This window comes from Bradyrhizobium sp. UFLA05-89, assembly GCF_059803475.1.
In genome coordinates this window covers 107,852-133,989 of sequence record NZ_JBANBA010000009.1, presented here as the reverse complement: position 1 = coordinate 133,989, position 26,138 = coordinate 107,852, and the positions used below count along the sequence as shown (strand labels likewise).

Below are 26,138 nucleotides of genomic sequence, written 5' to 3'. Positions count from 1 at the left end.
GCGGCCGGCCTATCGCTACACCGCCAAGCACTCGATCTATGTGCATCACGACCATCTCGGTCGCGGTGTCGGACGGCTATTGCTCAAGGACTTGATTGACGCCTGCGCCGCGGCGGGCTTCCGCCAGATGATCGGCTATATCGACGCCGACAATGCGCCTTCGCTGGCGCTGCATGAAAAATTCGGCTTTGCCCAGGTCGGGTTGTTGTGCGGGGTCGCCTACCGCTACGGCCGCTGGTCCGATACCGTCATGGTGCAGCGATCGCTTGGCGCAGGCGCGACCGCGGCACCGCCTGCGTCCATTCTCAGCCGCTGAATGCGCCGGACCTCCGCCTCAAGACGGAAAATCGGCAGCCTTCACATGGATGCGATCCGCATGCAGGGACCAGTGATGCAACGCCTGGTCCTTGCAGAATTTCAGCTTGGCCTGCTCGGTCGCCTCGCTTTCACAGGAAGCGTCGATTTCCAGGGTTCCCTGGCAGACCTCACTCTGCCGGCCGTACTCACCGAGCACGTCCTTCATGAACCTGACGACATAGCGTGACATGGGACCTCCTGCTACCCCGGCAGCACTCTAATCCCATTTTGCATTTTCATGGGAAGGAGATTTTGAGGGGGATCAAACTGAGTGCCGGTCCGCCACATGCCGTCTCGATCCGTCAGTCGCCCCGCCCTATCCAGGTGTAATCCCAAATGTCTCGCGGAAGCGCTCGGCGTAATGCGACCAGACCTCGGGGTTGATGATGCGCGGCGGCCGCTTGCCGTCGAGCGCATCCAGGACCTGCTCGGCGGCGATGCGTCCCATGTTCTGGCGGGCCTCCAGGGTCACGCCTGCTGTGTGTGGGCTCGCCAACACGTTGTCGAACTGAAGGAGCGGATGCTCGGGCGGCGGCGGCTCCTTGGACCAGACGTCCAGACCTGCACCGGCGATGCGCTTGTCGCGCAGGGCCTGGAGCAGCGCGTCCTCATCGTGGACGAAACCGCGCGCGGTGGTGACGAAATAGGCGTGCGGCTGCATCAGCGAAAATTCGCGCACGCCGATCATGCCGCGGCTTTCCTTGGTGAGTGGACAGGAGATCGAGACGAAGTCGGACCGGCGCAGCAGCTCGTCGAGATCGACCTTCTCGCCGCCCCGCGCGGCCATCACGTCTGCCGAAAGATAGGGATCGTAAGCCAGGATCTTCATGCCCAGAAGCGTGTTGCAGAGCGCGGCGATGCGGCGGCCGACGTTGCCGAGCCCGACGATGCCGACGGTCTTGCCCCCAACCTCGTTGCCGATGAGATCGTTGCGGTTGACGTCGCGCTCGCGCCGCAGACGGCGGTCCGACTGGATGATGCGCTTCGACAGCGTGAGCATCATCGCGAGCGCGTGCTCGGCGACCGAATGGGCGTTGCCTCCGGATTGGTTGACGACGAGCACGCCGGCCGCCGTGCAGGCCTCGACGTCGACGGGATCGAAGCCGGCGCCGTTGGAGGAAACGATCAGGAGGTTCGGCGCGCGCTTCAACAGCCTGGCCTCGGCATGGAAATGCGGCGCGAGCTCGTCGCGCGCAGCGCCGATCTGATAAACGTGCGCGGCCTCCAGGATCGGCGCGTAGAATTCTTCGGGACTTTCATTCTCGATGCGATCGATCCGGACGTCGCTCCGCGCCTTCAGGACGTCGACGTAGATCGGATGTGCGAGATACTTGACGTAGAAGACGCGCTTGGTGTTGACGGGCATCGAAATGTTTCCGGCTCCTCACAAGGAGGCATCGCAGGAGTGGCGCGAACTGCGCCCCTTCCATGCTCCTCCCGTTGCTCTTGTTGTCGTTGCTTATGACACGGCAACGCCGGCCATGGCAGCGCAGCGAGCGCAGACCACCGTGCCGGTCCGGGCATGTTGACAATCCCGCCCACCGCGTCAAGTTCGGCACCAAGGCGCCTACGAAGCAGCACCGCTGCATAGAGCAAAGAAGATGTGGCGGAAGGGAGGACGAGATGACGATCGCGGAGCAGCAGCCCCCGCCCCAGATGTCACCGACCGAACGAAGCTGGCACGACATCGTGCTGCAAACCCTGAAGCGGAACGAGGTCAGCCTGGTGCCTTATGTGCCCGATCGGGTGCTGACGCCGCTGATCAAGGCCCTGCACGCCGATCCCTTCTTCATGACCTTTGCTACCGCGCGCGAGGAGGAAGCCGTCGGCATCGTCTCGGGCGCCTGGATGGGCGGACGGCGGGGCGCCGTGCTGATGCAGACCTCGGGCTTTGCGACGCTCGCGAACGTGCTGGCCTCGCTCGCCGTGCCCTATCAAATCCCGCTGATCATGTTCGTGTCCGAGCGCGGCACGCTCGGCGAGTTCAACTATGGCCAGGCGCTGGTCTGCCGCACCATGCGGCCGGTGCTGGACTCGCTAGCGCTCGAGCATCACACCATCACCCGGCTCGACGAGCTCGAATTCATCGCCGACCGCTCGATCAAGCAGGCGGTCACCACACAGGCGCCGGTGGCGCTGATCCTCAACCCGCTGCTCACCGGCGGCAAGGTTTTTGACAAGTGAGGTCAGTCATGAACGCGACCGCCCGCAACACCAAGGTGATGAACCGCTTCGACCTCACCTCGCGCCTGCTCGCGAAACTCAGGAATGAGGAGGCCGTGATCGGCGGCATCGGCAACACCAATTTCGACCTCTGGGCCGCCGGCCACCGCCCGCAAAACTTCTACATGCTCGGCAGCATGGGCCTCGCCTTCCCGATCGCGCTCGGGGTGGCGCTGGCGCAGCCCGAACGCCGCGTGGTTGGGCTCGAAGGCGATGGCTCGCTGCTGATGCAGCTCGGCGCGCTGACGACGATCGCAACTCTCAAGCCGAAAAACCTCACCATGATCGTGATGGACAACGGTATCTACCAGATCACCGGTTCGCAGCGGACGCCGGCCGCTGACGTGGCCGACGTTGTGGCAATCGCGACCGGTTCGGGTCTTGCCAACAGCGCCTGGGCCGCGGACGAGGAGGATTTCGAGCGGCTGGTCGAGGGGTCGTTGACGGCCGCGGAACCAAGCCTCATTGCGGTGCGGATCGACGACAAGCCGGGAGTCGGGACCACGCGCCGCGACCCCGTGCAGATCCGCGAGCGCTTCATGCACGGCCTCGGCGTGCGGCAGCCGCTTTAAACGCGTAAAGGCCCCGCGGAGAGCTGCCCGCGGGGCCTCGCCTTCCATTTGCGACGATCACTCGAGAATCCTGATGACCTTGCGGGTCCGCGGCTCGACGATGACACGGCGGTCGTTGATGACCGCATAGTCATATTCCCTGTAGTTCGGCACCGGGCGCAACACCACGGTCGGCGGCAGCGGCTCACCGACCACCACGCGTTCATGCACCACGACGGAAGGCTCGGAGCGCGGCACCGCACCAATCACCGCATTCGGAATTTCGAGACCGGCGCCAACGGCCGCGCCGACGGTGCCGCCCACCATCGCGCCGACCGGACCACCAATCTCGCCGCCGGCCCGCGCGCCGTTCGCAGCGCCCTCGGCGGTGGTCGACTGCGCGAAGGCTGCGCTCGACGCCAGCAGCGAAGCGGCAGCCAACGAAATCACAAGACTTGTCTTCATGTCCTCTCTCCAGATTGTTCGTCCGTGCGCGGTCAACCGCGGGACCCCGGGGATAGTTCCGGGTTCCCAAGTGACCGCGACGAGCCTCAATCCGAAAGAGTGTTACTGCGTAACAGTTTCACGCCGCGGCGATCTCGTGCCCCGCCATCAACTCGAGCGCACGCACCATCCCCGAATGATCCCATGCCTTGCCGCCATGCGCGGTGCAGGCCGAGAACAATTGCTGCGCCACTGCCGTGCTCGGCAGCGAAAGCCCGAGTGCGCGCGCCCCCTCGAGTGCGAGGTTGAGATCCTTCTGGTGCAACTCGATACGGAAGCCCGGATCGAAATTGCGCTTCACCATGCGCTCGCCATGGACCTCGAGAATCCGCGACGAGGCGAAGCCGCCCATCAACGCCTGCCGCACCAGCGCGGGATCCGCGCCGGCCTTCGAGGCGAACAGCAGGGCCTCGCTCACCGCCTCGATCGTCAACGCGACGATGATCTGGTTCGCGACCTTCGTGGTCTGGCCGTCGCCATTGGCGCCGACGCGGGTGACGTTTTTGCCCATCTTGTCGAAGACGGCCTTCATGGTGTTGAAAGCGCGCTCCGGACCGCCGATCATGATGGTGAGGCTCGCCGCCTTGGCGCCGACCTCGCCGCCCGACACCGGCGCGTCGAGATAATCGGCGCCGAGAGCCTCGATCTTCTTCGCGAACTCCTTGGTTGCCAATGGCGAGATCGAGCTCATGTCGACGACAATCTTGCCCTTGGAGATGCCGCTCGCGACACCGTCCTTGCCGAACAGCACGGCCTCCACATGCGGCGTATCCGGCACCATGATGATGACGGCATCCGCCTCTTCTGCGACCTCCTTCGCCGATTTGCAGGCGACGCCGCCGGCCGCGATCAGCGTGGGCGCAATCGGTGCGATGTCGTGCAGAAAGAGGCGATGGCCCGCCGCCAGGAGATGGCCGGCCATCGGCCGCCCCATGGTGCCAAGTCCGATGAAGCCGATATCGATCATGTCAGTCGTTTCCTTTCAATTTTGGGCGTCCGATCCACGGGCGGCGGCCTCACCTCTCCTGCTTACGGGAGAGGTTGGCACGCAGTGCCGGGTGAGGGTTCTCTTGCGTTTGGGATTACTGCAGCACGCATCAATGAACCCCGTCGTGGAGACACCCTCACCCCAGCCCTCTCCCGCAAGCAGGAGAGGGAGCGCACCGTGACCGTGCTTCGATATCCTCACGTCTCGAACGTTTGTGCCGCGTGCCAGGACATGCCTTCCAGCGTCGTGGTGCGCGGCTTGTATTCGCAGCCGATCCAACCGCGATAGCCGATCGCGTCGAGATGGCGGAACAGGAAGGGATAGTTGATCTCGCCCGTGCCCGGCTCGTGGCGGCCGGGATTGTCGGCAAGCTGGATATGCGAGATGCGGTCGAGATATTTCTGCATGGTCCGGGCGAGATCGCCCTCCATGATCTGCATGTGATAGATATCGTACTGGATGAACAAGTTGCTGGAGCGCACATCGGAGATGAGCTGCACCGCCTGCTCGGTGCGGTTGAGGAAGAAGCCGGGAATGTCGAAGGTGTTGATCGGTTCGATCAGCAGCTCGATGTTTTCACGCGCCAGCGCCGCGGCAGCGAAACGCAGGTTTCCGACCAGCGTCTCGTTCAACTCGCGTGGATCGGCATCATCAGGCGCGATGCCGACGAGACAATTGAGCCGGTCGCAGTCAAGCGCTTTGGCATAATCGATGGCGCGGAACACGCCGTCGCGGAATTCGGCGACGCGATCAGGCAGGATCGCAATGCCGCGCTCGCCGCCCGCCCAGTTACCGGCCGGGAGATTATGGAGCACCTGCGTGAGCCCGTGACTGTCGAGCTGTTCGCGCAACAGCGCCTTGTCGAAATCATACGGGAACAGATATTCGACCCCGCTGAATCCGGCCGACTTCGCCGCGGCAAAGCGGTCGACAAACGGCATCTCGTTGAAGAGCATGGTGAGATTGGCGGCGAATTTTGGCACGAGGCTGTCCTCCCTACTCTGCCGGCTGCAGCACGCCCGGGCGCGTGCTCCCGACCTCGTCGAGCGGCAGGTCAAGCACCTCCTCGAACTCGACAATGTTGTCGATCTCGGCCATCAGCACGTGATCGTCAGGGATCGCGCCCCACCCCATGAGCGTCGGGACAACAGGCACGTTCACGGTCTCGGCGAACTCGACGAGCAGGTCGGAAGCATCGGCGTTGATGATACCGCCACCCGCGACGATCAGCGGCCGTTCGGCGGCGTTGAGCATCTCCAGCGCCTTCTCGACCTGCTTGCGCGTCGCGGTCGGCCGGTAGACCGGTAACGGCTCGTAGGTCTCATCGTCGAACTCGATCTCGGCGAGCTGCACATCGAGCGGCATGTCGATCAGGACCGGGCCGGGACGCCCCGAGCGCATCACGTGAAAGGCCTGGCTGAACACGCGCGGCACCAGCGCCGGCTCGCGCACGGTGACCGCCCATTTCGTCACCGGCTTTGCGATGGATTCGATATCGACCGCCTGAAAGTCCTCCTTGTAGAGCCGAGCCCGTGGCGCCTGTCCGGTGATGCAGAGGATCGGAATGGAATCGGCGATCGCCGAATAGAGCCCTGTGATCATGTCGGTGCCGGCCGGCCCTGATGTACCGATGCAGACGCCGATATTGCCGGCCTTCGCCCGCGTGTAGCCTTCCGCCATGTGGGAAGCGCCCTCGACATGGCGCGCCAGGATGTGGCGAATCGAGCCTCTCTTCTTCAACGCCGAGTAAAGCGGATTGATCGCGGCCCCGGGAACGCCGAAGGCGGTCGAGATGCCTTCCTTCTCCAGAATTCGCACGGCTGCATCGACGGCTCGCATCTTCGCCATATCGGACCTCGCTCGGTTGCCTCACTTCGAGCGTGATCATCGATTGCGCACGGGCCGCGCTCAACGAGATCGATTTTATTTTCCACGATGTGGCAGCCGCAGAAAAATCGCGGCGGTCTCAATCGGTTACATCAAGCGACGCATGAAAGCGGCTACTCGAACAAGGGCGCGAGCTCCATCTGCGGCACCAGCACGAGGCCCTTGTCGGTGATGCGAATTTCCGGAATGACCGATAGCGGAATCAAATTGAAGCCCATATAGGGGATGGTGCAGCCAGCTTGCGCCCATTCCGCCTTCAGGACCCGCACCTCCTCGGCCACCTCAGTGATACGCTTGTCCGAGAGCAGTCCTGCGATCGGCAGCGGAACCAGCGCCCTCACCTTGCCATCAGCGACGACGCAGACGCCGCCTTGTTGCTGCTTGATGGCCGATATCGCCAGTTGCATGTCAGCTTCGTTGGTTCCGGCGACGATGATGTTGTGGCTGTCGTGCCCGACGCTGGAGGCCACCGCGCCGCGCTTGAGGCCAAAATCCTTGAGGAGGCCGTAGGCGACGTTGCCAGCCGATTTGCCATGGCGCTCGACTACCGTCACGAAGCACAGGCCATGGCGCGCAAACAGGGTCGGCCAATCCTTCGCCGGTTCGATTCTGACCTTCTCGTGGATGAGCATGATGCCGGGAAGTGCGGTCTTGATCGCGTTGACGGTGCAAGCCTTCGCCGGAAGCTCCGGCACCAGCGTGAGCTGTTCCGGCAGCTTCACGGTCGCATAGGCCGACTTCGGATATTGATAGCGCTGCGACAGCGCCTGATCGAGAAGCTCTGTGATCTTGCCCTTCTCGACCACCAACTCGCCGCCATACCAGGTGCATTGCGGCTTCAGATTGTCGTCCATTAGCACGAGATCGGCGCGTCGACCGCCACCGAGCCCGCCGATTTCACCCTCCATGTTGAAGCGTGTCGCGCCATGCAGCGAGCCCATCGACCAGGCCTGCTCCGGCGACATCCCGGCCTTCACGGCTTCGCGCACCACCCAGTCCAGGCCAAACAGGAAGAGATCGTCGGCGTCGCGGTCATCGGTGCATACCGCGGTCCGCTTGTGGGAGGCCCCGAGCTCGGTGATGGTGCGGATCGCCTGCGGCAGCGAGTGCCACGGCGTGGTCGGCGGCCCGCCGCGGAGGAAGACCCAGACGCCGGCATCAAGGAGATCGTCGGCAATGTCGCGATCAATTGCTTCGTGGGTGTCAGTGACGCCGGATGCTGCATAGGCCGCGACGAATTCGCGGCCATAGACATGACCGGACACGGGACGCCCGCGCTTGAGCGCGGCGGCCAGGATCGCGTGGCTGCGCTCGTCGCCCATAGTCACCGGCACGAAATCCATCTTCTCGCCGAGCGCCACCGCTTCCGGCCAGCGGTCGAACAGGCCAGCGATCTTGTCCGGTGTGAGGTCTCCTCCAGCGGTTTCCAACTCGGCCGACGTCGCCGGTACGGTCGAAGGCACCGTCAAAAAGATCGACAGCGGCGCCTCGCGCGCGTCCTGAAGCATCGCCTCGACGCCGGCGACGTCCATGACGTTGCCGATCTCATGGCTGTCACAGAAGATCGTGGTGGTGCCGTTGAGCAGCGCCGCTTCCGCATAGGCGCAGGCCGTCACCATCGAGGATTCGATGTGGATATGCGGATCGACCAGCCCCGGAGCAATGATGCCACCGGCGGCGTCATAGAGCCTCACACTGCTCCAGACCTTCCTAGCCGCACCGGCCGGTTTCACCGCCGCGATCCGGCCGCCGGTGATCCAGACCTCGCGGTCCGGGTGGACGCGCTCCGAATAGGTCGACAGCACCCGCGCGCCCGTGACGACGAGATCAGGCACGACGCGAGAGGAGGCAACGTCGGCAAGGCGCCGCGTCATCTCATGCAGCGGTGCGACGGCAAAGCGGGTCAGTCGGGTCATCGGGACTCTCGCAAGGCGTGAATGACCCGGCGATGGTTGCGCCCTCAGCCACGAGGGGCAAGCTCAAATTAAACGGCACGCCTGCTTACGCATTGGGCACATCGAAAGTAGCCCGACCTTCAGTCCCCATCCTCGGCCCGAGGCACGACCCCGCCCATCGCTGCGGTAAGTTCCGCGGCCACCTCGCGCACCATGCGACCAATCTCGGGCAAGCGGGTGTCGGTCACGCGGCTGGTCATGCCCGAGACCGAGATCGCCGCGAGCGGCTCGGTCAGCGCGTTGTAGACCACGGCCGCTACGCAGCGCAGGCCGATCTCCGCCTCCTCGTCGTCGACCGCATATCCCTGCTTGCGAATCGTCGCGAGCTCCCTGAACAGGTCACTCGGCCGGACGATCGACTTCTCCGTGAGCCTCGGCATGCCGTGGTGCCGGATGACTGCGCCGACGTCCTCGTCCGAATAGGTCGCGAGCACCGCCTTGCCGACACCGGATGTCACCATCGCGACGCGGCCGCCGACCTTGGTCAGCGAGCGCATGATCTCGCGGCTCTCCATGCGAGTCAGCACGATGATGAACTCGTCGTCGACCACGGCGAGGTTGGCAGTCTCGCGGGTGAGATCGCGCAGCTTCCGAAGGTAGGGAATGGCCTGCGCCGTGAAGTTGCGCCGCCGCGCGAAGCTGGCGCCGACGGTAAAACTGCGCACGCCGACGTGCCATTTGGACTCGACGCGGTCGAACTGCACGAAGCGACGGCTTTCGAGCGTTGCGAGCAGCCGGTGCACGGTCGAGGCCGACAATCCGGTGCGGACGGCGAGATCACTCAGGCGATAGCCTTCGTCGTCCTCGGCCAACGTCTCGATGATCGACAGCGCGCGGTCGACGGACTGCACGCCGCCGTCGCGCGCGTCGTGGTCGCCCTCCGATGGTGATCGAGGCTCGAGCGATTTGCGCCGGATGACGTTCTTGCTCATCGCGACCTGCCGCTTTTGCGTTGGTCATTCCGGGATGGTGCGCCGAAACTGCGCGAAGCCCGGGCCTGGCGCACCAGACCCGGAATCTCGAGATCTCGGGTTCGACGCTCCGGGCCGCGCTTGCGCGGTTCCGTTACATCGCCCCGGGATGACAAGGGAGAGACCGCTCAGAGCAGCCCTGCCCCGCGCGCCCACTTGTACTTGGCGCCCAAAACCTCAACCGGCAGCTCAGTCGAATAGGCGTAGGCCGGGATGCCGTGCTGATAGAGATATTCGGCGGCTTCCTCGACCTCGACGTCGCCGGCAAGCGAGGCAACCATCGGCTTCACGAAGCCTTTGGCCTCCATCTCCTTCTTCACCTCGACCATGTTGCGTGCGAACACCATCGGCGGGGTGACGATCGTGTGCCAGTAGCCGAGGATCAGCGCGTGGATGCGATCGTCCGAGAGGCCGAGCTTCACCGTGTTGACGTAGGTGATCGGCGGCTCGCCGCCGGTGATATCCACAGGATTTCCGGCCGCGCCAAACGGCGGGATGAACTTGCGGAAGGCCGCATCGAGATCCGGCGGCATCGACATCAGCGACAAGCCGTTGTCGACGCAGGAGTCCGACAGCAGCACGCCCGAGCCGCCGGCGCCGGTGATGATCAGCACGTTCTCGCCCTTCGGCGTCGGCAGCACCGGCACGCCACGGGCGAACTCAAGCAGCTGCCGCAGCGAACGCGCGCGGATCACACCGGACTGCTTGAAGACGTCCTCATAGATCCTGTCGTTACCGGCAAGCGCGCCGGTGTGCGAGGACGCCGCCTTGGCCCCAGCCGAGGTGCGGCCGGCCTTGAGCACGACGACCGGTTTCTTCTTGGAGACGCGTTTTGCGGCTTCCGCAAAGGCACGGCCATCCTTGAGGTCTTCGCAGTGCTGCGCGATCAAATTGGTGTTCGGATCCTGCTCGAAGAAGGCGAGCAGATCGTCCTCGTCGATGTCGGACTTGTTGCCGAGGCCGACGATCGCGGAGACGCCCATCTTGGCCGAGCGCGAGAAGCCGATGATGGCCATGCCGATTCCGCCCGACTGCGACGACAGCGCCGCGTGGCCCTTCACGTCATAGGCCGTGCAGAATGTCGCGCAGAGATTGGCAGGCGTATAGTAGAAGCCGTAGATGTTCGGCCCCATCAGACGGATGTCGTACTTCTTGCCGACCTCGACGATCTCGGCCTGGAGCTCCGGCGCGCCAGCCTCCGCGAAGCCCGACGGAATCAGCACGGCGCCCGGAATCTTCTTCTCGCCGCATTCGGTCAGCGCGCCGGCGACGAATTTTGCGGGGATCGCGAACACCGCGACGTCGATCACGCCCGGCACGTCCTTGACGCTCTTATAAGCCTTGTAGCCGAGGATCTCGGGGGCCTTGGGATGGATCGGAATGATCTCGCCCTTGTAGCCGCCGTTGACGAGGTTCTTCATCACGGAGTTGCCGATCTTGCCGTCTTCGGCCGAGGCGCCGATCACGGCAACCGCCTTCGGCTGCATGATGCGGTTCATGGCCGCGACGATCTCTTCGGTCGGGCGCGGCTTCGGCTTTGGCTTGTAGGCGAAGTCGACGACGATGCGCACGTCGGCGGCGATCGCATCCTTTGGGGTCGCGAACACCGGGTTGAGGTCGAGCTCGATGATCTCCGGGAAGTCCGTGACGAGCTGCGAGACCTTGACGATGACGTCGGCAAGCGCCGTGCGGTTCACCGGCTCGCCACCGCGAACGCCCTTCAGAATCTCATGCGCCTGGATTCCGTCGAGCATCGACAGCGCATCCTCCCTGGTTGCGGGCGCGAGGCGGAAGGTGATGTCCTTCAACACTTCGACGAGCACGCCGCCGAGGCCGAAGGCGACCAGCTTGCCGAAGGAACCGTCGGTGATCGAGCCGACGATCACCTCGGTCCCGCCAGCCAGCATCTGCTGCACCTGGATGCCCTCGATCTTGGCGTCAGCCTTGTATTTCTTGGCATTGGAGAGAATGGTCTCGTAGGCCTTCTCGGCATCCTGCGCCGTCTTGAGGCCGACGATGACGCCACCGGCTTCAGTCTTGTGGAGAATGTCGGGCGAGACGATCTTCATCACGACCGGGAAGCCCATGGAGGAAGCCATCTTGCCGGCCTCACCGGCCGACTTCGCGACCCCCTCCTTCGGCACCGGAATGCCGTAGGCATCGCAGACGAGCTTGCCTTCGGGGGCCGTCAGGCTGGTGCGGTTGTCCGCCTTGACCTGGTCAAGCACCCTGCGGACGGCATCTTTGGAATTCGACATGTGGTTTCTCCCTTGACCTCAGATCTTGCTTTGCAAGGCGCGCACATTGCGGCTGCCCGTGATGCTTGCCATTCGCCGCGCCTTGTTCCATGCCGCGGAACGGAGGGGCAGAAAGCCCGAGTTTATTCCGCCGGTTTGGATCAAAAATGGCTGGCGATGGCATTTGGTATGCCAGAAGCCAACTTGTCAAGGCGGGGGATGGGTCCGAACGCCGCAAAAAATAGGCAGCTTGACATTCTGGCATGTGGTATGCCAAAAACATTTCGGTAAATATTCCTGTAAAAGACGACTCCCCCTGAGGAGGAGAATCGTCGTGAAGCAAATCAAGGCATCGCCCAACATGGCCGAGGCAGATCTCGCAATCGTCCGTATTGCCCCGGAGAGCAGCTTCAAGAACAAGGCGTATGACGCCTTGAAGGAAGCGATCCTCAAGATGGACATCTATTCGACGCCCGAGCCGGTGATGCTGGACGAGCGCGCGCTGTCCGAACGCCTTGGCGTGAGCCGCACGCCGATCCGCGAAGCGATCGCGATGCTCGAGCAGGACGGTTTTGTGAAGACCGTGCCGCGCCGGGGTATCATGGTGGTGCGCAGGACCAAGAGCGAGATCGTCGACATGATCCGCGCCTGGGCGGCGCTGGAGAGCATGGCGGCGCGCCTGATCACCACCACCGCGCGCAAGAAGGACATTTCGGCGCTGCGCGACTACTTCAAGGATTTCGGCAAGGATCGCCTACCCGAGGATCACATCGAGGAATATTCGCGCGCCAACATCGCCTTCCACCAGGCGCTGATCTCGCTGTCGGAATCGCCGATCCTGGTCGACCTCACCAACGACCTTCTGCTGCACGTGCGCGGCTACCGGCAACTGACGATCGGACGGAAGGACCGTACCGCGACCTCGCTGCCCGAGCATCTCGGCATCATCGAAGCGCTGGAAGCGCGCGACACCGAGCTCGCCGAGAAGCGCGCTCGCGATCACACCCTTGGCCTTGCGGCTTACGTCGAAGCGCATGGCCAGGAACTATTCACGTAGCTGTTGAGCCAGCAACTTCACCAGAAGGGCGAACAATTCGCCCCAACGACCTTGAGACCAGGGAGACAAGGCCCATGCTGAATACCGCGACCAAGTCCGAAGCACCGGGCACCGAGCAGGAATTGACGGATGGCTTTCATCTCGTCATCGACGCGCTCAAGCTGAACGGCATCAACACCATCTATAATGTGCCGGGCATCCCGATCACGGATTTGGGCCGCATGGCACAGGCCGCGGGCATCCGCGTGATCTCCTTCCGTCACGAGCAGAACGCCGGTTACGCGGCGGGAATCGCAGGTTTCCTCACCAAGAAGCCCGGCGTCTGTCTCACCGTCTCCGCGCCCGGCTTCCTCAATGGCCTCACTGCGCTGGCTCACGCCACCACCAATTGCTATCCGATGATCCTGATCTCGGGCTCTTCCGAGCGCGAGATCGTCGACCTCCAGCAGGGCGACTATGAGGAGATGGATCAGCTTGCGGTCGCAAAGCCGCTGTGCAAGGCGGCCTATCGCGTGCTGCACGCCCAGGACATCGGCATTGGTCTGGCTCGCGCCATCCGCGCCGCGGTCTCCGGCCGTCCCGGCGGCGTCTATCTCGACCTGCCGGCCAAGCTGTTCGGCCAGGTCATGAACGCCGATGCCGGCCAGAAGTCGCTGGTCAAGGTGATCGATGCTTCGCCCGCACAGATCCCCTCGCCTGCGTCGGTCAAGCGCGCGCTCGATGTTCTAAAGAGCGCGAAACGTCCCCTCATCATCCTCGGCAAGGGCGCTGCCTACGCGCAGGCCGACGAGGAGATCAAGAGCTTCGTCGAGAAGAGCGGCGTCCCCTTCCTGCCGATGAGCATGGCCAAGGGCCTCCTCCCCGACACCCATCCGCAGTGCGCTGGAGCCGCCCGCTCGACGGTGCTGAAAGAGTCCGACGTCGTCCTGCTGATCGGCGCGCGGCTCAATTGGCTGCTCTCGCACGGCAAGGGCAAGAGCTGGGGCGAAGCGCCCAAGAAATTCATCCAGGTCGACATCGAGCCGAAGGAGATGGACTCCAACGTCGAGATCGTCGCGCCGGTCGTCGGCGACATCGGCTCCGTCGTCTCCGCCTTCAACCAGGCGATGGCTGCGGGCTGGACCGTGCCGCCGTCCGAATGGACCAAGGCTGTTTCGACCAAGCGTGAAGAGAACGTCGCCAAGATGGCGCCGAAGCTCATGAACAACAAGTCGCCGATGGACTATCACGGCGCGCTCGGCGTGCTGAAGAACGTCATCAAGGAGCATCCGGACGCGATCCTCGTCAACGAGGGCGCCAACACGCTCGACCTCGCCCGCGGCGTCATCGACATGTACAAGCCGCGCAAGCGTCTCGACGTCGGCACCTGGGGGGTGATGGGGATCGGCATGGGCCAGGCGATTGCTGCCGCGCTCGAGACCGGCAACCCCGTGCTCGCGGTGGAAGGCGACAGCGCCTTCGGCTTCTCCGGCATGGAGGTCGAGACCATCTGCCGCTACAATTTGCCGATCTGCGTCGTCATCTTCAACAATGACGGCATCTATCGCGGCACCGACGTCAACAACGCCAACGCAGATCCCGCGACCACCGTGTTCGTCAAGGGCGCACGCTACGACAAGATGATGGAAGCCTTTGGCGGCGTCGGCGTGAACGCGACCTCGCCGGATGAGCTGAAGCGCGCAGTCAACGAGGCCATCAGCTCGGGCAAGCCGACGCTGATCAACGCGGTGATCGATCCGGCGGCAGGCTCGGAGAGCGGCCGCATCGGCAATCTCAATCCGCAGAGCGTCTTGCAGAAGAAGAAGTGAGCACCGACCGGGTCATTCCCCGCGCAGGCGGGGAACCCAGTAATCGCCGGACCATCCCTGATGGCGAACGCTGAGCCCGACTGAATTGACGGCGAATACTGGATGCCCGCCTTCGCGGGCATGACGGCAACAAATAGTAAAAGGAGCAGACACGATGACCAAGGCGCTCACGGGCGTTCGCATTCTCGATTTCACCCACGTCCAGTCGGGGCCGACCTGCACGCAGTTGCTGGCATGGTTCGGCGCCGACGTGATCAAGGTGGAGCGTCCGGGTGTCGGTGACATCACCCGCGGCCAGCTCCAGGACATCCCGAACGTGGACAGCCTGTATTTCACCATGCTGAACCACAACAAGCGCTCGATCACGCTCGACACCAAGAACCCCAAGGGCAAGGAGGTTCTCACCGAACTGATCAGGAAGTGCGACGTGCTGGTCGAGAACTTCGGCCCCGGCGTGCTCGACCGCATGGGCTTCCCCTGGGAGAAGATTCAGGCGATCAACCCGAAGATGATCGTCGCCTCGATCAAGGGCTTTGGTCCCGGGCCGTACGAGGACTGCAAGGTCTATGAGAACGTCGCGCAGTGCACCGGCGGCGCCGCCTCGACCACGGGCTTCCGCGACGGCCTGCCGCTCGTCACCGGCGCGCAGATCGGCGATAGCGGCACCGGCCTGCATCTCGCGCTCGGCATCGTCACCGCGCTCTATCAGCGCACGCATTCGGGCAAGGGCCAGCGCGTCACGGCCGCGATGCAGGACGGCGTGCTCAACCTCGCGCGCGTCAAGCTGCGCGACCAGCAGCGCCTCGCCCACGGTCCGCTCAAGGAGTACAGCCAGTTCGGCGAAGGCATTCCGTTCGGCGATGCCGTGCCGCGCGCCGGCAACGATTCCGGCGGCGGCCAGCCCGGCCGCATCCTGAAGTGCAAGGGCTGGGAGACCGATCCCAACGCCTACATCTACTTCATCACCCAGGCCCCGGTCTGGGAGAAGATCTGCGACGTGATCGGCGAGCCGACCTGGAAGACCGATCCGAACTACGCAAAGCCCGCAGCCCGCCTGCCGCGGCTCAACGAGATCTTCGCCCGCATCGAGCAGTGGACGATGACGAAGACGAAGTTCGAGGCGATGGAGATCCTCAACAAGGACGACATCCCCTGCGGCCCGATCCTGTCGATGAAGGAGATCGCCGAAGACCAGTCGCTGCGCGCGACCGGCACCGTGGTCGAAGTCGACCATCCGACGCGGGGCAAGTACATCTCGGTCGGCAACCCGATCAAGCTGTCGGACTCACCGAGCGACGTGCAGCGCTCGCCGCTGCTCGGCGAGCACACCGACGAGATCCTGCGCAGCGTGCTCGGCTTCTCGGATCACCAGGTCGCCGACATCCACAAGTCCGGCGCGCTCGATCCGCCGCAGAAGCAGGCCGCGGAGTAAGCGGAAGCGCTTGGACGAGAAACGAAAGGGCCGTCTGTTGAGGCGGCCCTTTTTTGTGTACCCGATTTCCCGCTTCGGGGCTTCCATCAAAATCTGAAAAACAACCCCATGCAAAGTAGCCGAGGATCGCCCGCACACGGCCTGCTGATTTTACGAAATCGCTTGACGCGTCGGGCAAATCAGTGGCAAAAGTTCACCATCGCAGAGTTTCCCCCGCCTGATGTCCGCAAACGTCACGACATCCGCACAAGGCGGACGCACCTTAGTGCGATTTGCACCACGTGCCCGGCCGCTGCTTGGCGCCACGCCCCTGCAAAAAGATCTGAATTTCATGTCGGCTCGGTTCGGCGCAGCTCATGAAGTCTCTGTCGGCACGATTTGGAGATTCAACGCTGTACCTCTAAACGGGCGGTCTTCACTGCCGCTCTGTCCCTGACCGATGGCCCAACGCTGAGGCCAAGAAAGCTGCTCTAATCCTCGCGCGGTCGCAGAGTCGAAGGACGACCAATACGGCGTGGTGTGGTGGCGGTACAGCAAGCCGCCAGGGCCCATATCCGGATAGATGAGGACGTGGATATCGAAACTTTCACCTCCTGCAAGATCAGGTCCAAACCAATAGGACGGACTGCGCCCCGGATCACGACCGACGATGGCTGTCAGGGTTTGCTTCGGCCCCCGAAGTCCCAACCAGAACGGCGCGATTGAGCTTGGCGCGAAAGCCGTGAAGATTGTCTGCGCCGATGCAACGTCGATCGTGGCGCTCTGCCCTGCCAGTCGCAGCTCAATCCTGGATCCGCTCGGCACACGTCCACTGAACATCGCTTCCACTTCTCCGAGCGGCAGTTGCCTCCACAGGGCGGGATCTGGATTGGGCAGCGGCCATTCCATCCTCTCCCTTACGGCGCCGCCGGTATCGAGCACCTGATAACGCAGGCCCTGCTCGTCAAGCGCGGCCTGGACGCAGTGCAGATATTCAACGCCTTCCGGCATTCTGTGAGCCGTTCCGGCGCCTGCGGTGCAGATTTGCAGGACGCCGCTGTGCGCCTGCACGTCGAAAGCAAGGATGTGGCTGCACAGGTAGGCAAGGACGTTTTCGTTCACAAGAACGTCCCAGAACGGACGAGCGTATTCGTGGCCGATCTCGCGCTGATAGGCGCCGGCAAAGCCATTGACGGGAAACACCGGATGATGACCAAGAACGAGCTTATGTCGGGCATCGCCATGAGCTCTCAGCGTTGCTTCGAGCCAGTCGATCTCGACATGGCCCTCACCTCCGAGCCCGCTCCAGAGCGTGTTGACGAATACCATCAAAAGCTCGCCGCGCCGTACGAAATAGGAGAGACCAGCTTGCCCTGGCGGTCCGTTATTCGGCAAATTAAGAAAGCTGCGGAACACCGCCTCGCTCATCAGGTCGTAGGTCGTATGATTTCCGGTTGTGTGCCAGATGGGGATAGCCGCACGGTCGAGCCACGCCATTTCCGTGTCGAACCAATGTCGCCACTGCGCGCGCAGAACGTCCGCATCCGGCGTTAGGCCGATGATCTCATCGCCTGGAAAGAGAATGAATTCGGGCTGCGGCTGCAGACGTTGAACAACTGCGTTGACCGAGGCGAAGGTCTCTTCGTGCAATGCACCTGGGACGCCCGAACAGGAGTCGCCATACAAGACAAACTGGTGCCCTTTGCCGCGCGGAAGAATCGCGGGAATGAAACTATTCACGGAATTGGTGACCCTCCAGTGCGGTGATTGGCTCGGAGCATGGCGACTTCCATTGAGGGCAGCAACGGCTCATTTCGAGAAATGTAGCGGCGGGTTTGGTTAGCCGATGTCCGCCTTGCCCCGAAAGCGCCAGGGCGGATTAACCAGCAAGATCACGCTCTCCTGGATGGCAATGGTCTGCCCTTACGACTCGCGCCAAACCCCGGCTAGGCCCGCGACAATCGGTTGGCGGACCAACTCCGGTCTCCCGATCCGGCCGTGGCCGACTGCGTGCTGTCAGTCCATCTAGTCAGACTCTGCTGACGCCGTGCGATCGGAGAGATTTTCATTCCTGCGGCACCGGGCCCCGCGCTTAAATTCTTCCTTCTTGATGAGCGGAGCATTCACCCGCAATTAATTGCTGCTGCCCGTCGGTCCAAGCGCTTAGCCATCGTTCACTCGGAAAGAGATTTTTTCCGGAAGAACGAGGTCCTGCTGATGTCCGCGCAGAATGCTCCCTTGGCGAGGTCGGTATTGCCACCAGCCAAGGCCGATGAGATTGCCCTTCTCCCCGCGATCGAGCTCGTCCGGCACTACCAGACAAAAGCACTTTCACCGGTCGAGGTGACTCGGGCCGTGCTCGATCGCATCGAGCGTCTCGAGCCTTTCGTCAATGCGTTCGCATTGCTCGATGCCGATAGAGCGCTCGAAGCGGCCCGGCAGTCGGAAGCGCGATGGAAGCGCGGCGGGCCGCTTGGCCTCGTCGACGGCGTGCCCGTTGCGCTCAAGGATCTGATCCTCGCCAAGGGCTGGCCGACGTTGCGCGGCAGCCGAGCCATTGATGCGGCGCAGGACTGGAACGAAGATTCGCCCGCGACAGCCAGGCTGCGCGAGCAAGGCGCCGTCCTGCTCGGCAAGACCACGACGTCGGAATTCGGCTGGAAGGGCCTCGGCGACAGCCCGCTGACCGGCATCACGCGCAATCCCTGGAATCTCGCCCACACGCCGGGCGGCAGCAGCGGAGGCTCGGCGGCGGCGGCGGCGCTGAACTTCGGGCCGTTGCATGTCGCGACTGACGGCGGTGGTTCGACCCGGCTGCCGGCGGCGCATAGCGGCGTGTTCGGGTTCAAACCGACATTCGGCCGCGTCCCCGTCTATCCGCCCTCGCAGAACGGCACCCTGTTTCACGTCACGCCGATGACGCGCCGGGTCGACGACGCGGCCCTGCTGCTCGATGCAATCGCGCGTCCGGACGGACGCGACTGGAACGCGCTGCCGTCGCAGGAGATTCCCTGGCTGGCGGATCTCGATCGCGGCGTCAAGGGCTTGCGCGTCGCGTTCAGCCCGGGGCTCGGCTACGCTCAGGTCGATCCGGAGGTCGCGAAAATCGGCGCCGCGGCGGCCAAGACCTTTGCCGAGCTCGGCGCGGTCGTCGAAGAGGTCGACCCCAAAATCGAAGACCCCTTCGATATCTTCCAAACCTTCTGGTTCGCCGGCGCCGCGAAGCTGCTGGCCTCGTTCGATCCCGCCCGCCGCGCGTTGGTCGAGCAAGGCTTGCAAGACGTTGCCGAAAAGGGCCGGAGCATCGATGTCATCAGCTACCTGCAGGCTGTCGACCGGCGCGAAGCGCTCGGCCGGCACTTCAACCGCTTCCATCAGGACTGGGACCTGCTGCTCACGCCGACGACCGCGCATCCCGCTTCGGTCATTGGCGCATCGGAGGCCGATCTCGTGGTTCGGCCGATCCGTTCGCCCTTCACCTATCCGTTCAACCTGACGCAACAGCCGGCGGCTTCGATCCCGGCGGGATTGACTGCCGCGGGATTGCCGGTGGGCTTGCAGATCATCGGTGCGAAATTCGCTGATACCACCGTCCTGCGCGCCGCGCGTGCGTTCGAGCAGGCGAAGCCGTTTCCGCGTCCGCAGGATCCTTCATGAGTAGACCAACGCAAATGCTCGATCTCACGCTCCCGCAATTGACCGCCGCCTATGCGAGCGGCACGCTCAAGCCGTCGGGCGTCGTCGAACGCATCCTGGACGAAATCGCGCGCCGCGGCGAGGATGGCGTCTGGATCAGCGTCGTCGGGCGCGAGGACGCGCTCGCGCGGGCGAGGCAGCTAGAGGCGCTGCCGGCGCAGCAACGCGAGGCTCTTCCGCTCTGGGGCATTCCCTTCAGTGTCAAGGACTGCATCGACACGGTCGGTCTGCCGACCACGTCGGCATGCCCGGCGTTTTCCTATGCGCCGGCAAGGAACAACCCGGCGGTGGGGCGCCTGCTCGCCGCAGGCGCGATCCTGATCGGCAAGACCAATATGGACCAGTTCGCGACCGGGCTCGTGGGCGTGCGATCGCCTTATGGCGTGGCGCGCAATCCATTCGATGCTCGCTACATTCCCGGCGGCTCGAGCTCGGGGGCGGCGGTGTCGGTCGCCGCGGGGCTCGTCAGCTTCGCGCTCGCCAACGATACCGGCGGGTCGGGCCGCGTGCCGGCCGCATTCAACAATGTCGTCGGATTGAAGCCGACCCGGGGCCTGCTCAGCGAAGTCGGTGTCGTCGCGGCCTGCCGCTCGATCGAGACGCTCTCGATTTTCGCATTGACGGTGCCGGACGCCCAGGCCGCGTTCGACGTTGCGCGCGCCCATGACGAGGAGGATCCGTTCTCCCGGACCGGATCGCTGACGGAAGCACGTCCGCTGCCAGCCAAGTTCAGCTTCGGCGTCCCCTCCCCGCAATGGCTCGACTTCTTTGGCGATCTGGATGCGGCCGCGCTGTTCGACAAGGCGGTCGCGCGGCTGCAAGGCCTTGGCGGGCGCAAGGTGGAGATCGACTACGCGCCCTTCGCGGAGATCAACGATCTCCTGTTCAAGGGCGCATGGCTCGCGGACCGTTACGGAGCGCTTCGCCATTTCGCCGACAAGCAGCCCGAGGCGCTGCTTCCGGTCACCCGCGAGATCCTGTTCGGGGGCCGCGGCATCTCGGGCGGCGACGTCTTCGCGGCCCAGCAGCGGCTCAACATTCTCAAGCGGCAGGTCGACAAGCTCTGGAACGAGATCGATATCCTCGCCGTCCCCACCACCGGCACGATCTACCGGATCGACGAGGTCGAAGCTGATCCGATCGTCCTCAATGCCAGGCTCGGGACCTACACGAACTTCGTCAATCTCGCCGATCTCTCGGCGGTTGCGGTTCCCAGCGGCTTCCTGCCGAACGGCCTGCCGCAGGGCCTGTCGCTGATTGCCCCGGCCTTCGCCGATCATCGTGCAGCCTCCCTGGCGCAGCGCTTCCACGAAGCCGGCCAACTCCCGCTCGGCGCGCGCGGTGTGCGGCCGGCTGCGAATCCAAACCATCGTTATTGACACAAGGAGACCGTATCGTGATGTCCATTGCCGCCTCATTCCGGCCGGGCAGGCTCGCAGCCGCCGCAATCGCCGCCGTGATGTCGCTTACCTCCGCATCATCGCACGCTGAAGACATTACGATCGGCGAAGGCATTGCGCTCGGCTGGGGCCAGTTCTTCGTCGCCGATCACGACAAGACCTGGCAGAAGCAGGGACTGACGCCAAAGGTTTCGACCTTCGCCAGCGGAAGGCTGGTGCTGGACGCGCTGGTCGGCGGCGGCGTAGTGATCGGCACAGCGGCCGAGACGCCGGTCGTCTTCGCAGCCCTGAACGGGCTGCCGGTTCGGATCATCGGCACCTTGAACCGGCATGAACCGTTCGATCTCGTCGCGATCAAGGACATCAAGACCGCGAAGGACGTCAAGGGCCGGCGTATCGGCTATTCGCAGGGCACGAACGCGCATCTCTATCTGTCGAAGCTGCTCAAGCAGGAGGGCCTCGCCTGGTCGGACATCACCGCCGTCAGCCTCAATCCCGGCGACTTCGTCAGCAGCCTCGCCGGCGGCGCGATCGACGGCTTCATCTGGACCGAGCCGCATCTATCGCAGGCCGTCGCGCAAGGCACCGACAAGTTCCACATCATCCGTTCGGAAGGGCTCTACAACACCTACTCCTCGATCATCACCCTGCAATCGACCATCGACAGCAAGGCCGATCTGCTCGTGAAGGCGCTGAAGGCATTGATCGAGGCGGACGACACCATCAGGAAGGATCCCGATGCCGCGGCAACACTGACCGCAGAGCGGATCAAGCTCGATCCCGCGATCGCAAAATCCTTCTGGAAACGGACCAATTTCAATCTCGCGCTGGACAAGCCTGCGCTGGTGTCCCTGCTGCAAGAGCAGGCGAAATGGGCCGTGGACAACAAGCTGGTGCGTCCGGATGCGAAGATTCCCGACTTCAACACCGTGGTGGTGACGTCGCTGTACGATCGGGCGCGCAGCGAATAGACCAGGCCGGCTGCAATGGACGCGAGGGTGGAGATCAAGCCGCATACCAACGCCGGTGTGCCGCTGATCAGGTGCATCGAGCTCGGTCATGTCTACGATTCCGGTCGCGGCAAGACCATCGCGCTCGGCAATATCTCGCTGACCATCGACCGCGGCGAATTCGTGTGCATTCTCGGACCGAGCGGATGCGGCAAAAGCACGCTTCTTAACATCCTCGCGGGCTTTGTCGCGCCCGCCCATGGCGACGTCCGGGTGGATGGCCACGCCATCGACGGCCCAAGCTCCGAACGCGGCGTGGTGTTTCAGGACTACTCCCTCTTTCCCTGGCTGACCGCGCAGGCCAACGTCGAGTTTGGCCTCCGCATGGCGGGCATGGCAGCGGCGAAGCGGAGCGACATTGCCCGACAATTGCTCAGCAGTGTCGGACTTCCCGACGCCGGCGCAAAATATCCCTTCGAGCTGTCGGGCGGGATGAAACAGCGCATCGCGATCGCACGGGCCCTCGCAACTCGCCCGTCCCTGTTGTTGATGGACGAACCCTTCGCGGCCCTCGATGCAATGACCCGCAGCTCGCTTCAGGCCAAATTGATCGATATCCACAGGCAGGAGCAGCCCACGATCGTGTTCGTGACCCACAATATCGCGGAGGCGCTGGTGCTCGCGACGCGCCTGATCGTGATGTCGCCGAATCCGGGACGGATCGTCGAGGACATCAAGGTCGACCTGCCACGTCCGCGCCGGCGTACGACACCGCGCTTCAACGAATTATACGAGCACGTGGCAAGATCAATCGGGCTGGAGACCGCCGAGTAACAGCATGACATTGCGCGTAAGCAGTCACACGCTCGCCGGCTTCATCGGCACACTCGCCTTCTTCGGCGCATGGGAGGCACTGAGCCGCAGCGGCCTCGTCAACGACGTTATGCTCCCGGCGCCAAGCACGATCGTGCAGTCCGGATGGACGCTGATCCTCGATGGCGAGCTGCCGCGGCATCTGGCCGCAAGCCTGTTGCGCGCGGCGATCGGGTTCGTCAGCGGATCGGTGCTCGCCGTCGCGCTTGGGGTGGCCATGGCTCGATTGCCGCTGCTGCACGGAACGCTCAATCCACTCGTGCAGATGTTCCGCGCCGTGCCGTCACTCGCCTTCGTGCCATTGGCGATCTTCTGGTTCGGCATCGGCGAGGCATCCAAGATCTTCCTGATCGCCTGGGGCGTCTTCTTCCCGGTATGGGTCAACACCTATATCGGCGTGCGCGATGCCAGCCCGCTGCTTGGGCGGGCGGCGGCCAGTCTTGGCGCGCGCGGCTGGCGCAATTTCGTGTTCGTCATCATTCCCGGCGCACTGCCGTTCATCATCGCTGGCCTCAGGATCAGCCTGTCCGTCGCACTGGTCGTTCTCGTCGCGGCCGAACTCGCCGGCGCCGCCTTCGGAGTCGGCTACCTTATCCAGATGTCGCAGCAGGTGTTCCGGGTCGACCACATGTTCGTAGGCCTGATCGCACTCGGCACGATGGGCGTGGCAGCCGATCTCTTGTTCGAGCGCACGGTGCGCTGGCTCCTGCCCTGGTACGGTGCCGAAAAGGCCGGGCACAGCGACGGACGAGCAGATCGATCCCCCGCCGCCAAGAAGCTCTGAGACGCCGTGTCGGATCGGCCGCGTCTCACGGGCAGACCTATGGTTTGGGTGACGATGGTTCGCACTGGTCCGTCCGGATGGCGCGAGAGGACTTCCGGCAGCCGTGATCCCGAGGGGGCGGCTGCTTCCTTGCGGAACGCGGGTTGATAGCAACCAATATTCACGATGCGGCCGCTGGCTCTGGCGGCAGATTGGCAAGTTCCGGCCGGACGATCCACTGCCGGCGCTCCCAACAAAAGCGGGCAAAAAATCCGAGATCTCGCGTCGGGCCGGCCACGTCTGAGCGAAAGTAGCCGCTCGGATCGATCCCGGCATTGCCCGGGGGACATCCCACTCGGATCAGCCGGATTTGATCTGGATCATGGAAGCCGGTCCGTCTGCAGGACACTCTAGTCAAGCCCTCGCCACGCAGGGGGCTGTCGCAACGGGAAGAACTCCAGGGATCATTGCTGTGAGCAAGCTCGCAAGGATTGAAAGCGATCCGAACTACCAGGAGCTCGTGCGTCGCCGTTCGTCGCTGGGCTGGACGTTGTCGCTGATCATGCTGGTCATCTATTTCGGCTTCATCCTGCTGGTAGCCTACGCTCCCAAGTTTCTGGGCGCTCCACTTGGTCACGGCGTGACGACGATCGGCATTCCAATCGGATTGTCCGTCATCGTGCTCGCCTTCGTGCTGACGGGCATCTACGTGCGGCAGGCGAATTCCAGCTACGACGTGCTCATTCGCAAGATTGTTGAGGAGAACCCCTCATGAGAAAGTTCTCCCTGTTGCTTGTACTCCTGCTCGCAAGCATGCCCACGCTCGCGCTTGCCGCTGGCGCCGTCGAGGGCGGCTCCAAGCAGGAGATCAACTGGTCGGCGATCGGTATGTTCGTCGGGTTCGTCGGCTTGACGCTCGTCATCACCTATTGGGCCGCAAAGCGGACCGCGTCGGCAGCAGATTTCTACTCGGCCGGCGGCGGCATTACGGGCTTCCAGAACGGGCTTGCGATCGCCGGCGACTACATGTCGGCGGCTTCCTTCCTCGGCATTTCCGGCCTCGTCTACACATCCGGCTACGACGGCTTGATCTACTCCGTCGGATGGCTCGTGGGTTGGCCGATCGTCACGTTTCTGATTGCCGAGCAGCTGCGCAATCTCGGCAAGTTCACTTTTGCCGACGTCACGTCGTTTCGGCTCGGGCAGACCGACATCCGGATCCTGGCGGCCTGCGGCTCGCTGGTGACCGTTGCGTTCTACCTGATCGCGCAGATGGTCGGGGCAGGCAAGCTGATCCAGCTGCTGTTCGGTCTCGACTACTGGATCGCGGTCGTCCTGGTCGGCGGCTTGATGATGATCTACGTGACCTTTGGTGGAATGAAGGCAACGACCTGGGTGCAGATCATCAAGGCGGTGCTGCTGCTCTCGGGCGCAACCTTCATGGCCGGAGCCGTCCTCTACAAGTTCGGGTTCAGTCCGGAAGCTCTGTTCGCCAAGGCAACCGAGGTGCATCCCAAGAAGCTCGCGATCATGGAGCCCGGCAGCCTGATTTCCAACCCGCTGTCGGCAATCTCGCTCGGCCTTGCGCTGATGTTCGGAACGGCGGGTCTGCCGCATATCCTGATGCGCTTCTTCACGGTGAAGGATGCCCAGGCCGCGCGCAAATCGGTGTTCTATGCGACGGGCTTTATCGGCTACTTCTACATCCTGACCTTCATCATCGGCTTTGGCGCGATCACGCTGGTTTCGACCGATGCGATGTTCCTGGACGGGGCCATTCTTGAACGGACCAAGAGCGGAATCGCGGCGATCAAGGGCGGCTCCAACATGGCCGCGATCCATCTTGCGAACGCCGTCGGCGGCAACCTGTTCCTTGGGTTCATTTCGGCCGTCGCCTTTGCCACGATCCTGGCGGTGGTGTCGGGGTTAGCCCTGGCCGGGGCGTCATCCATCAGCCACGATCTCTACAGCATGGTCATCAAGGGCGGAAATGCCAACGAGCAGGACGAGATCCGCGTCTCGAAGATCGCGACATTGGTCCTCGGCGTGCTCGCGATCTTCCTCGGCATCGTGTTCGAGAACCAGAACGTCGCCTTCATGGTGGGCCTTGCCTTCGCCATCGCGGCCTCCTGCAACTTTCCCGTGCTCGTGATGTCGATCTTCTGGAGAGGCCTGACGACGCGGGGCGCGCTGATCGGCGGTTTCCTCGGTCTCATCAGCGCGGTCGTCGGCGTCGTTCTGTCGCCGGCCGTCTGGGAGGTGACGCTGGGCTTCGCCAAGGGATCTGCGCCGATCAAACTGGACAATCCGGCTCTGTTCTCGATGGCCATCGCATTTGCAGGCATCTGGCTTTTCTCCACTCTGGACCGCAGCAAGCGTGCCGCTATCGACCGTGACGGCTTTGATGCACAATATGTTCGGTCCCAGACTGGCATCGGAGCTGCCGCTGCCACGACGCACTGAACGAGGCCACAGGGCGGGCTCTTCGGCATCGGCCGGGTCACTGC

Annotated in this window: 22 protein-coding genes and 1 pseudogene; 13 read left to right on the top strand and 10 right to left on the bottom strand. The window is 63.6% G+C overall.

The annotated features are described in order from the left end of the window. Positions 1–316, top strand: a 316-nt coding sequence (locus SO139_RS07685) for a GNAT family N-acetyltransferase (RefSeq protein ID WP_498539853.1), incomplete at its 5' end; no start/stop codon positions are given. An 18-nt stretch (positions 317–334) separates the two neighbouring features. Here the strand turns inward: SO139_RS07685 and SO139_RS07680 are convergent. Next, positions 335–547, bottom strand: coding sequence for a hypothetical protein (locus SO139_RS07680; RefSeq protein ID WP_283036214.1), 213 nt, complete (start codon positions 545–547; stop codon positions 335–337). Between the two features lie 126 nt (positions 548–673). Further along, positions 674–1,723, bottom strand: a complete 1,050-nt coding sequence (locus SO139_RS07675) for a hydroxyacid dehydrogenase (RefSeq protein ID WP_449378307.1) — start codon at positions 1,721–1,723, stop codon at positions 674–676. Between the two features lie 257 nt (positions 1,724–1,980). Here SO139_RS07675 and SO139_RS07670 point away from each other — a divergent pair, with 257 nt between their 5' ends. Both SO139_RS07670 and SO139_RS07665 read left to right on the top strand, forming a co-directional pair. Then, positions 1,981–2,541, top strand: a complete 561-nt coding sequence (locus SO139_RS07670; protein ID WP_449378306.1) for a thiamine pyrophosphate-binding protein — start codon at positions 1,981–1,983, stop codon at positions 2,539–2,541. 8 nt (positions 2,542–2,549) lie between these two features. Then, the gene (locus SO139_RS07665; protein WP_449378305.1) at positions 2,550–3,152 is read left to right on the top strand and encodes a thiamine pyrophosphate-dependent enzyme; all 603 of its coding nucleotides are present in this window, start codon (positions 2,550–2,552) and stop codon (positions 3,150–3,152) included. Between the two features lie 57 nt (positions 3,153–3,209). Here SO139_RS07665 and SO139_RS07660 read toward each other — a convergent pair whose 3' ends face one another. The 7 genes and pseudogenes from SO139_RS07660 to SO139_RS07630 form a co-directional block, all read right to left on the bottom strand. Continuing rightward, positions 3,210–3,596: a DUF1236 domain-containing protein gene (locus tag SO139_RS07660; protein ID WP_449378304.1), complete on the bottom strand. Its 387-nt coding sequence runs from the start codon at positions 3,594–3,596 to the stop codon at positions 3,210–3,212. 118 nt (positions 3,597–3,714) lie between these two features. Continuing rightward, positions 3,715–4,602 (bottom strand): 2-hydroxy-3-oxopropionate reductase, encoded by an 888-nt coding sequence (locus SO139_RS07655; protein ID WP_449378303.1) that lies wholly within the window; start codon positions 4,600–4,602, stop codon positions 3,715–3,717. 218 nt (positions 4,603–4,820) lie between these two features. Next, the gene (hyi, locus tag SO139_RS07650; protein ID WP_449378302.1) at positions 4,821–5,606 is read right to left on the bottom strand and encodes a hydroxypyruvate isomerase; all 786 of its coding nucleotides are present in this window, start codon (positions 5,604–5,606) and stop codon (positions 4,821–4,823) included. Positions 5,607–5,715: 109 nt separating this feature from the next. Beyond that, positions 5,716–6,471 (bottom strand): annotated as a pseudogene (locus tag SO139_RS07645) (thiamine pyrophosphate-binding protein); the annotation flags it as partial. 152 nt (positions 6,472–6,623) lie between these two features. After that, positions 6,624–8,426, bottom strand: coding sequence for an adenine deaminase (locus SO139_RS07640; RefSeq protein WP_449378300.1), 1,803 nt, complete (start codon positions 8,424–8,426; stop codon positions 6,624–6,626). A 119-nt stretch (positions 8,427–8,545) separates the two neighbouring features. Continuing rightward, positions 8,546–9,397 (bottom strand): IclR family transcriptional regulator, encoded by an 852-nt coding sequence (locus SO139_RS07635; RefSeq protein ID WP_449378299.1) that lies wholly within the window; start codon positions 9,395–9,397, stop codon positions 8,546–8,548. A 167-nt stretch (positions 9,398–9,564) separates the two neighbouring features. After that, positions 9,565–11,694, bottom strand: a complete 2,130-nt coding sequence (locus SO139_RS07630) for an acetate--CoA ligase family protein (RefSeq protein WP_449378298.1) — start codon at positions 11,692–11,694, stop codon at positions 9,565–9,567. A gap of 340 nt (positions 11,695–12,034) precedes the next feature. Between SO139_RS07630 and SO139_RS07625 the strand changes: the two genes are divergently transcribed. The 3 genes from SO139_RS07625 (at position 12,035) to frc (ending at position 15,970) form a co-directional block, all read left to right on the top strand. Beyond that, positions 12,035–12,730, top strand: a complete 696-nt coding sequence (locus SO139_RS07625; RefSeq protein ID WP_051389613.1) for a GntR family transcriptional regulator — start codon at positions 12,035–12,037, stop codon at positions 12,728–12,730. A gap of 74 nt (positions 12,731–12,804) precedes the next feature. Further along, complete coding sequence (gene oxc, locus SO139_RS07620; RefSeq protein WP_449378297.1) at positions 12,805–14,538, top strand: oxalyl-CoA decarboxylase; 1,734 nt, start codon at positions 12,805–12,807, stop codon at positions 14,536–14,538. A gap of 154 nt (positions 14,539–14,692) precedes the next feature. Next, positions 14,693–15,970 (top strand): formyl-CoA transferase, encoded by a 1,278-nt coding sequence (gene frc / locus SO139_RS07615; protein WP_449378296.1) that lies wholly within the window; start codon positions 14,693–14,695, stop codon positions 15,968–15,970. A 354-nt stretch (positions 15,971–16,324) separates the two neighbouring features. Here the strand turns inward: frc and SO139_RS07610 are convergent, their stop codons facing one another. Then, positions 16,325–17,689: a metallophosphoesterase family protein gene (locus SO139_RS07610; RefSeq protein WP_449378295.1), complete on the bottom strand. Its 1,365-nt coding sequence runs from the start codon at positions 17,687–17,689 to the stop codon at positions 16,325–16,327. 477 nt (positions 17,690–18,166) lie between these two features. On the opposite strand from SO139_RS07610, the gene SO139_RS07605 reads away from it, so the two are divergent. The 7 genes from SO139_RS07605 (at position 18,167) to SO139_RS07575 (ending at position 26,094) form a co-directional block, all read left to right on the top strand. Continuing rightward, positions 18,167–19,606 (top strand): amidase, encoded by a 1,440-nt coding sequence (locus tag SO139_RS07605; protein WP_449378294.1) that lies wholly within the window; start codon positions 18,167–18,169, stop codon positions 19,604–19,606. Then, positions 19,603–21,024: an allophanate hydrolase gene (atzF, locus tag SO139_RS07600; protein ID WP_449378293.1), complete on the top strand. Its 1,422-nt coding sequence runs from the start codon at positions 19,603–19,605 to the stop codon at positions 21,022–21,024. The genes SO139_RS07605 and atzF overlap by 4 nt, the downstream gene beginning before the upstream one ends. A gap of 20 nt (positions 21,025–21,044) precedes the next feature. Next, entirely contained in the window at positions 21,045–22,016 is a 972-nt protein-coding gene (locus SO139_RS07595; RefSeq protein WP_449378395.1) for an ABC transporter substrate-binding protein, read from the top strand. Positions 22,017–22,031: 15 nt separating this feature from the next. After that, positions 22,032–22,829, top strand: coding sequence for an ABC transporter ATP-binding protein (locus SO139_RS07590; RefSeq protein WP_449378292.1), 798 nt, complete (start codon positions 22,032–22,034; stop codon positions 22,827–22,829). A gap of 4 nt (positions 22,830–22,833) precedes the next feature. Beyond that, on the top strand, positions 22,834–23,652 hold the full coding sequence (locus tag SO139_RS07585; protein ID WP_498539852.1) for an ABC transporter permease: 819 nt from the start codon (positions 22,834–22,836) through the stop codon (positions 23,650–23,652). Positions 23,653–24,103: 451 nt separating this feature from the next. Further along, positions 24,104–24,406: a DUF485 domain-containing protein gene (locus SO139_RS07580; RefSeq protein WP_449378290.1), complete on the top strand. Its 303-nt coding sequence runs from the start codon at positions 24,104–24,106 to the stop codon at positions 24,404–24,406. Continuing rightward, complete coding sequence (locus tag SO139_RS07575; RefSeq protein WP_449378289.1) at positions 24,403–26,094, top strand: cation acetate symporter; 1,692 nt, start codon at positions 24,403–24,405, stop codon at positions 26,092–26,094. The genes SO139_RS07580 and SO139_RS07575 overlap by 4 nt, the downstream gene beginning before the upstream one ends. The last annotated feature ends 44 nt before the right edge of the window (positions 26,095–26,138 follow it).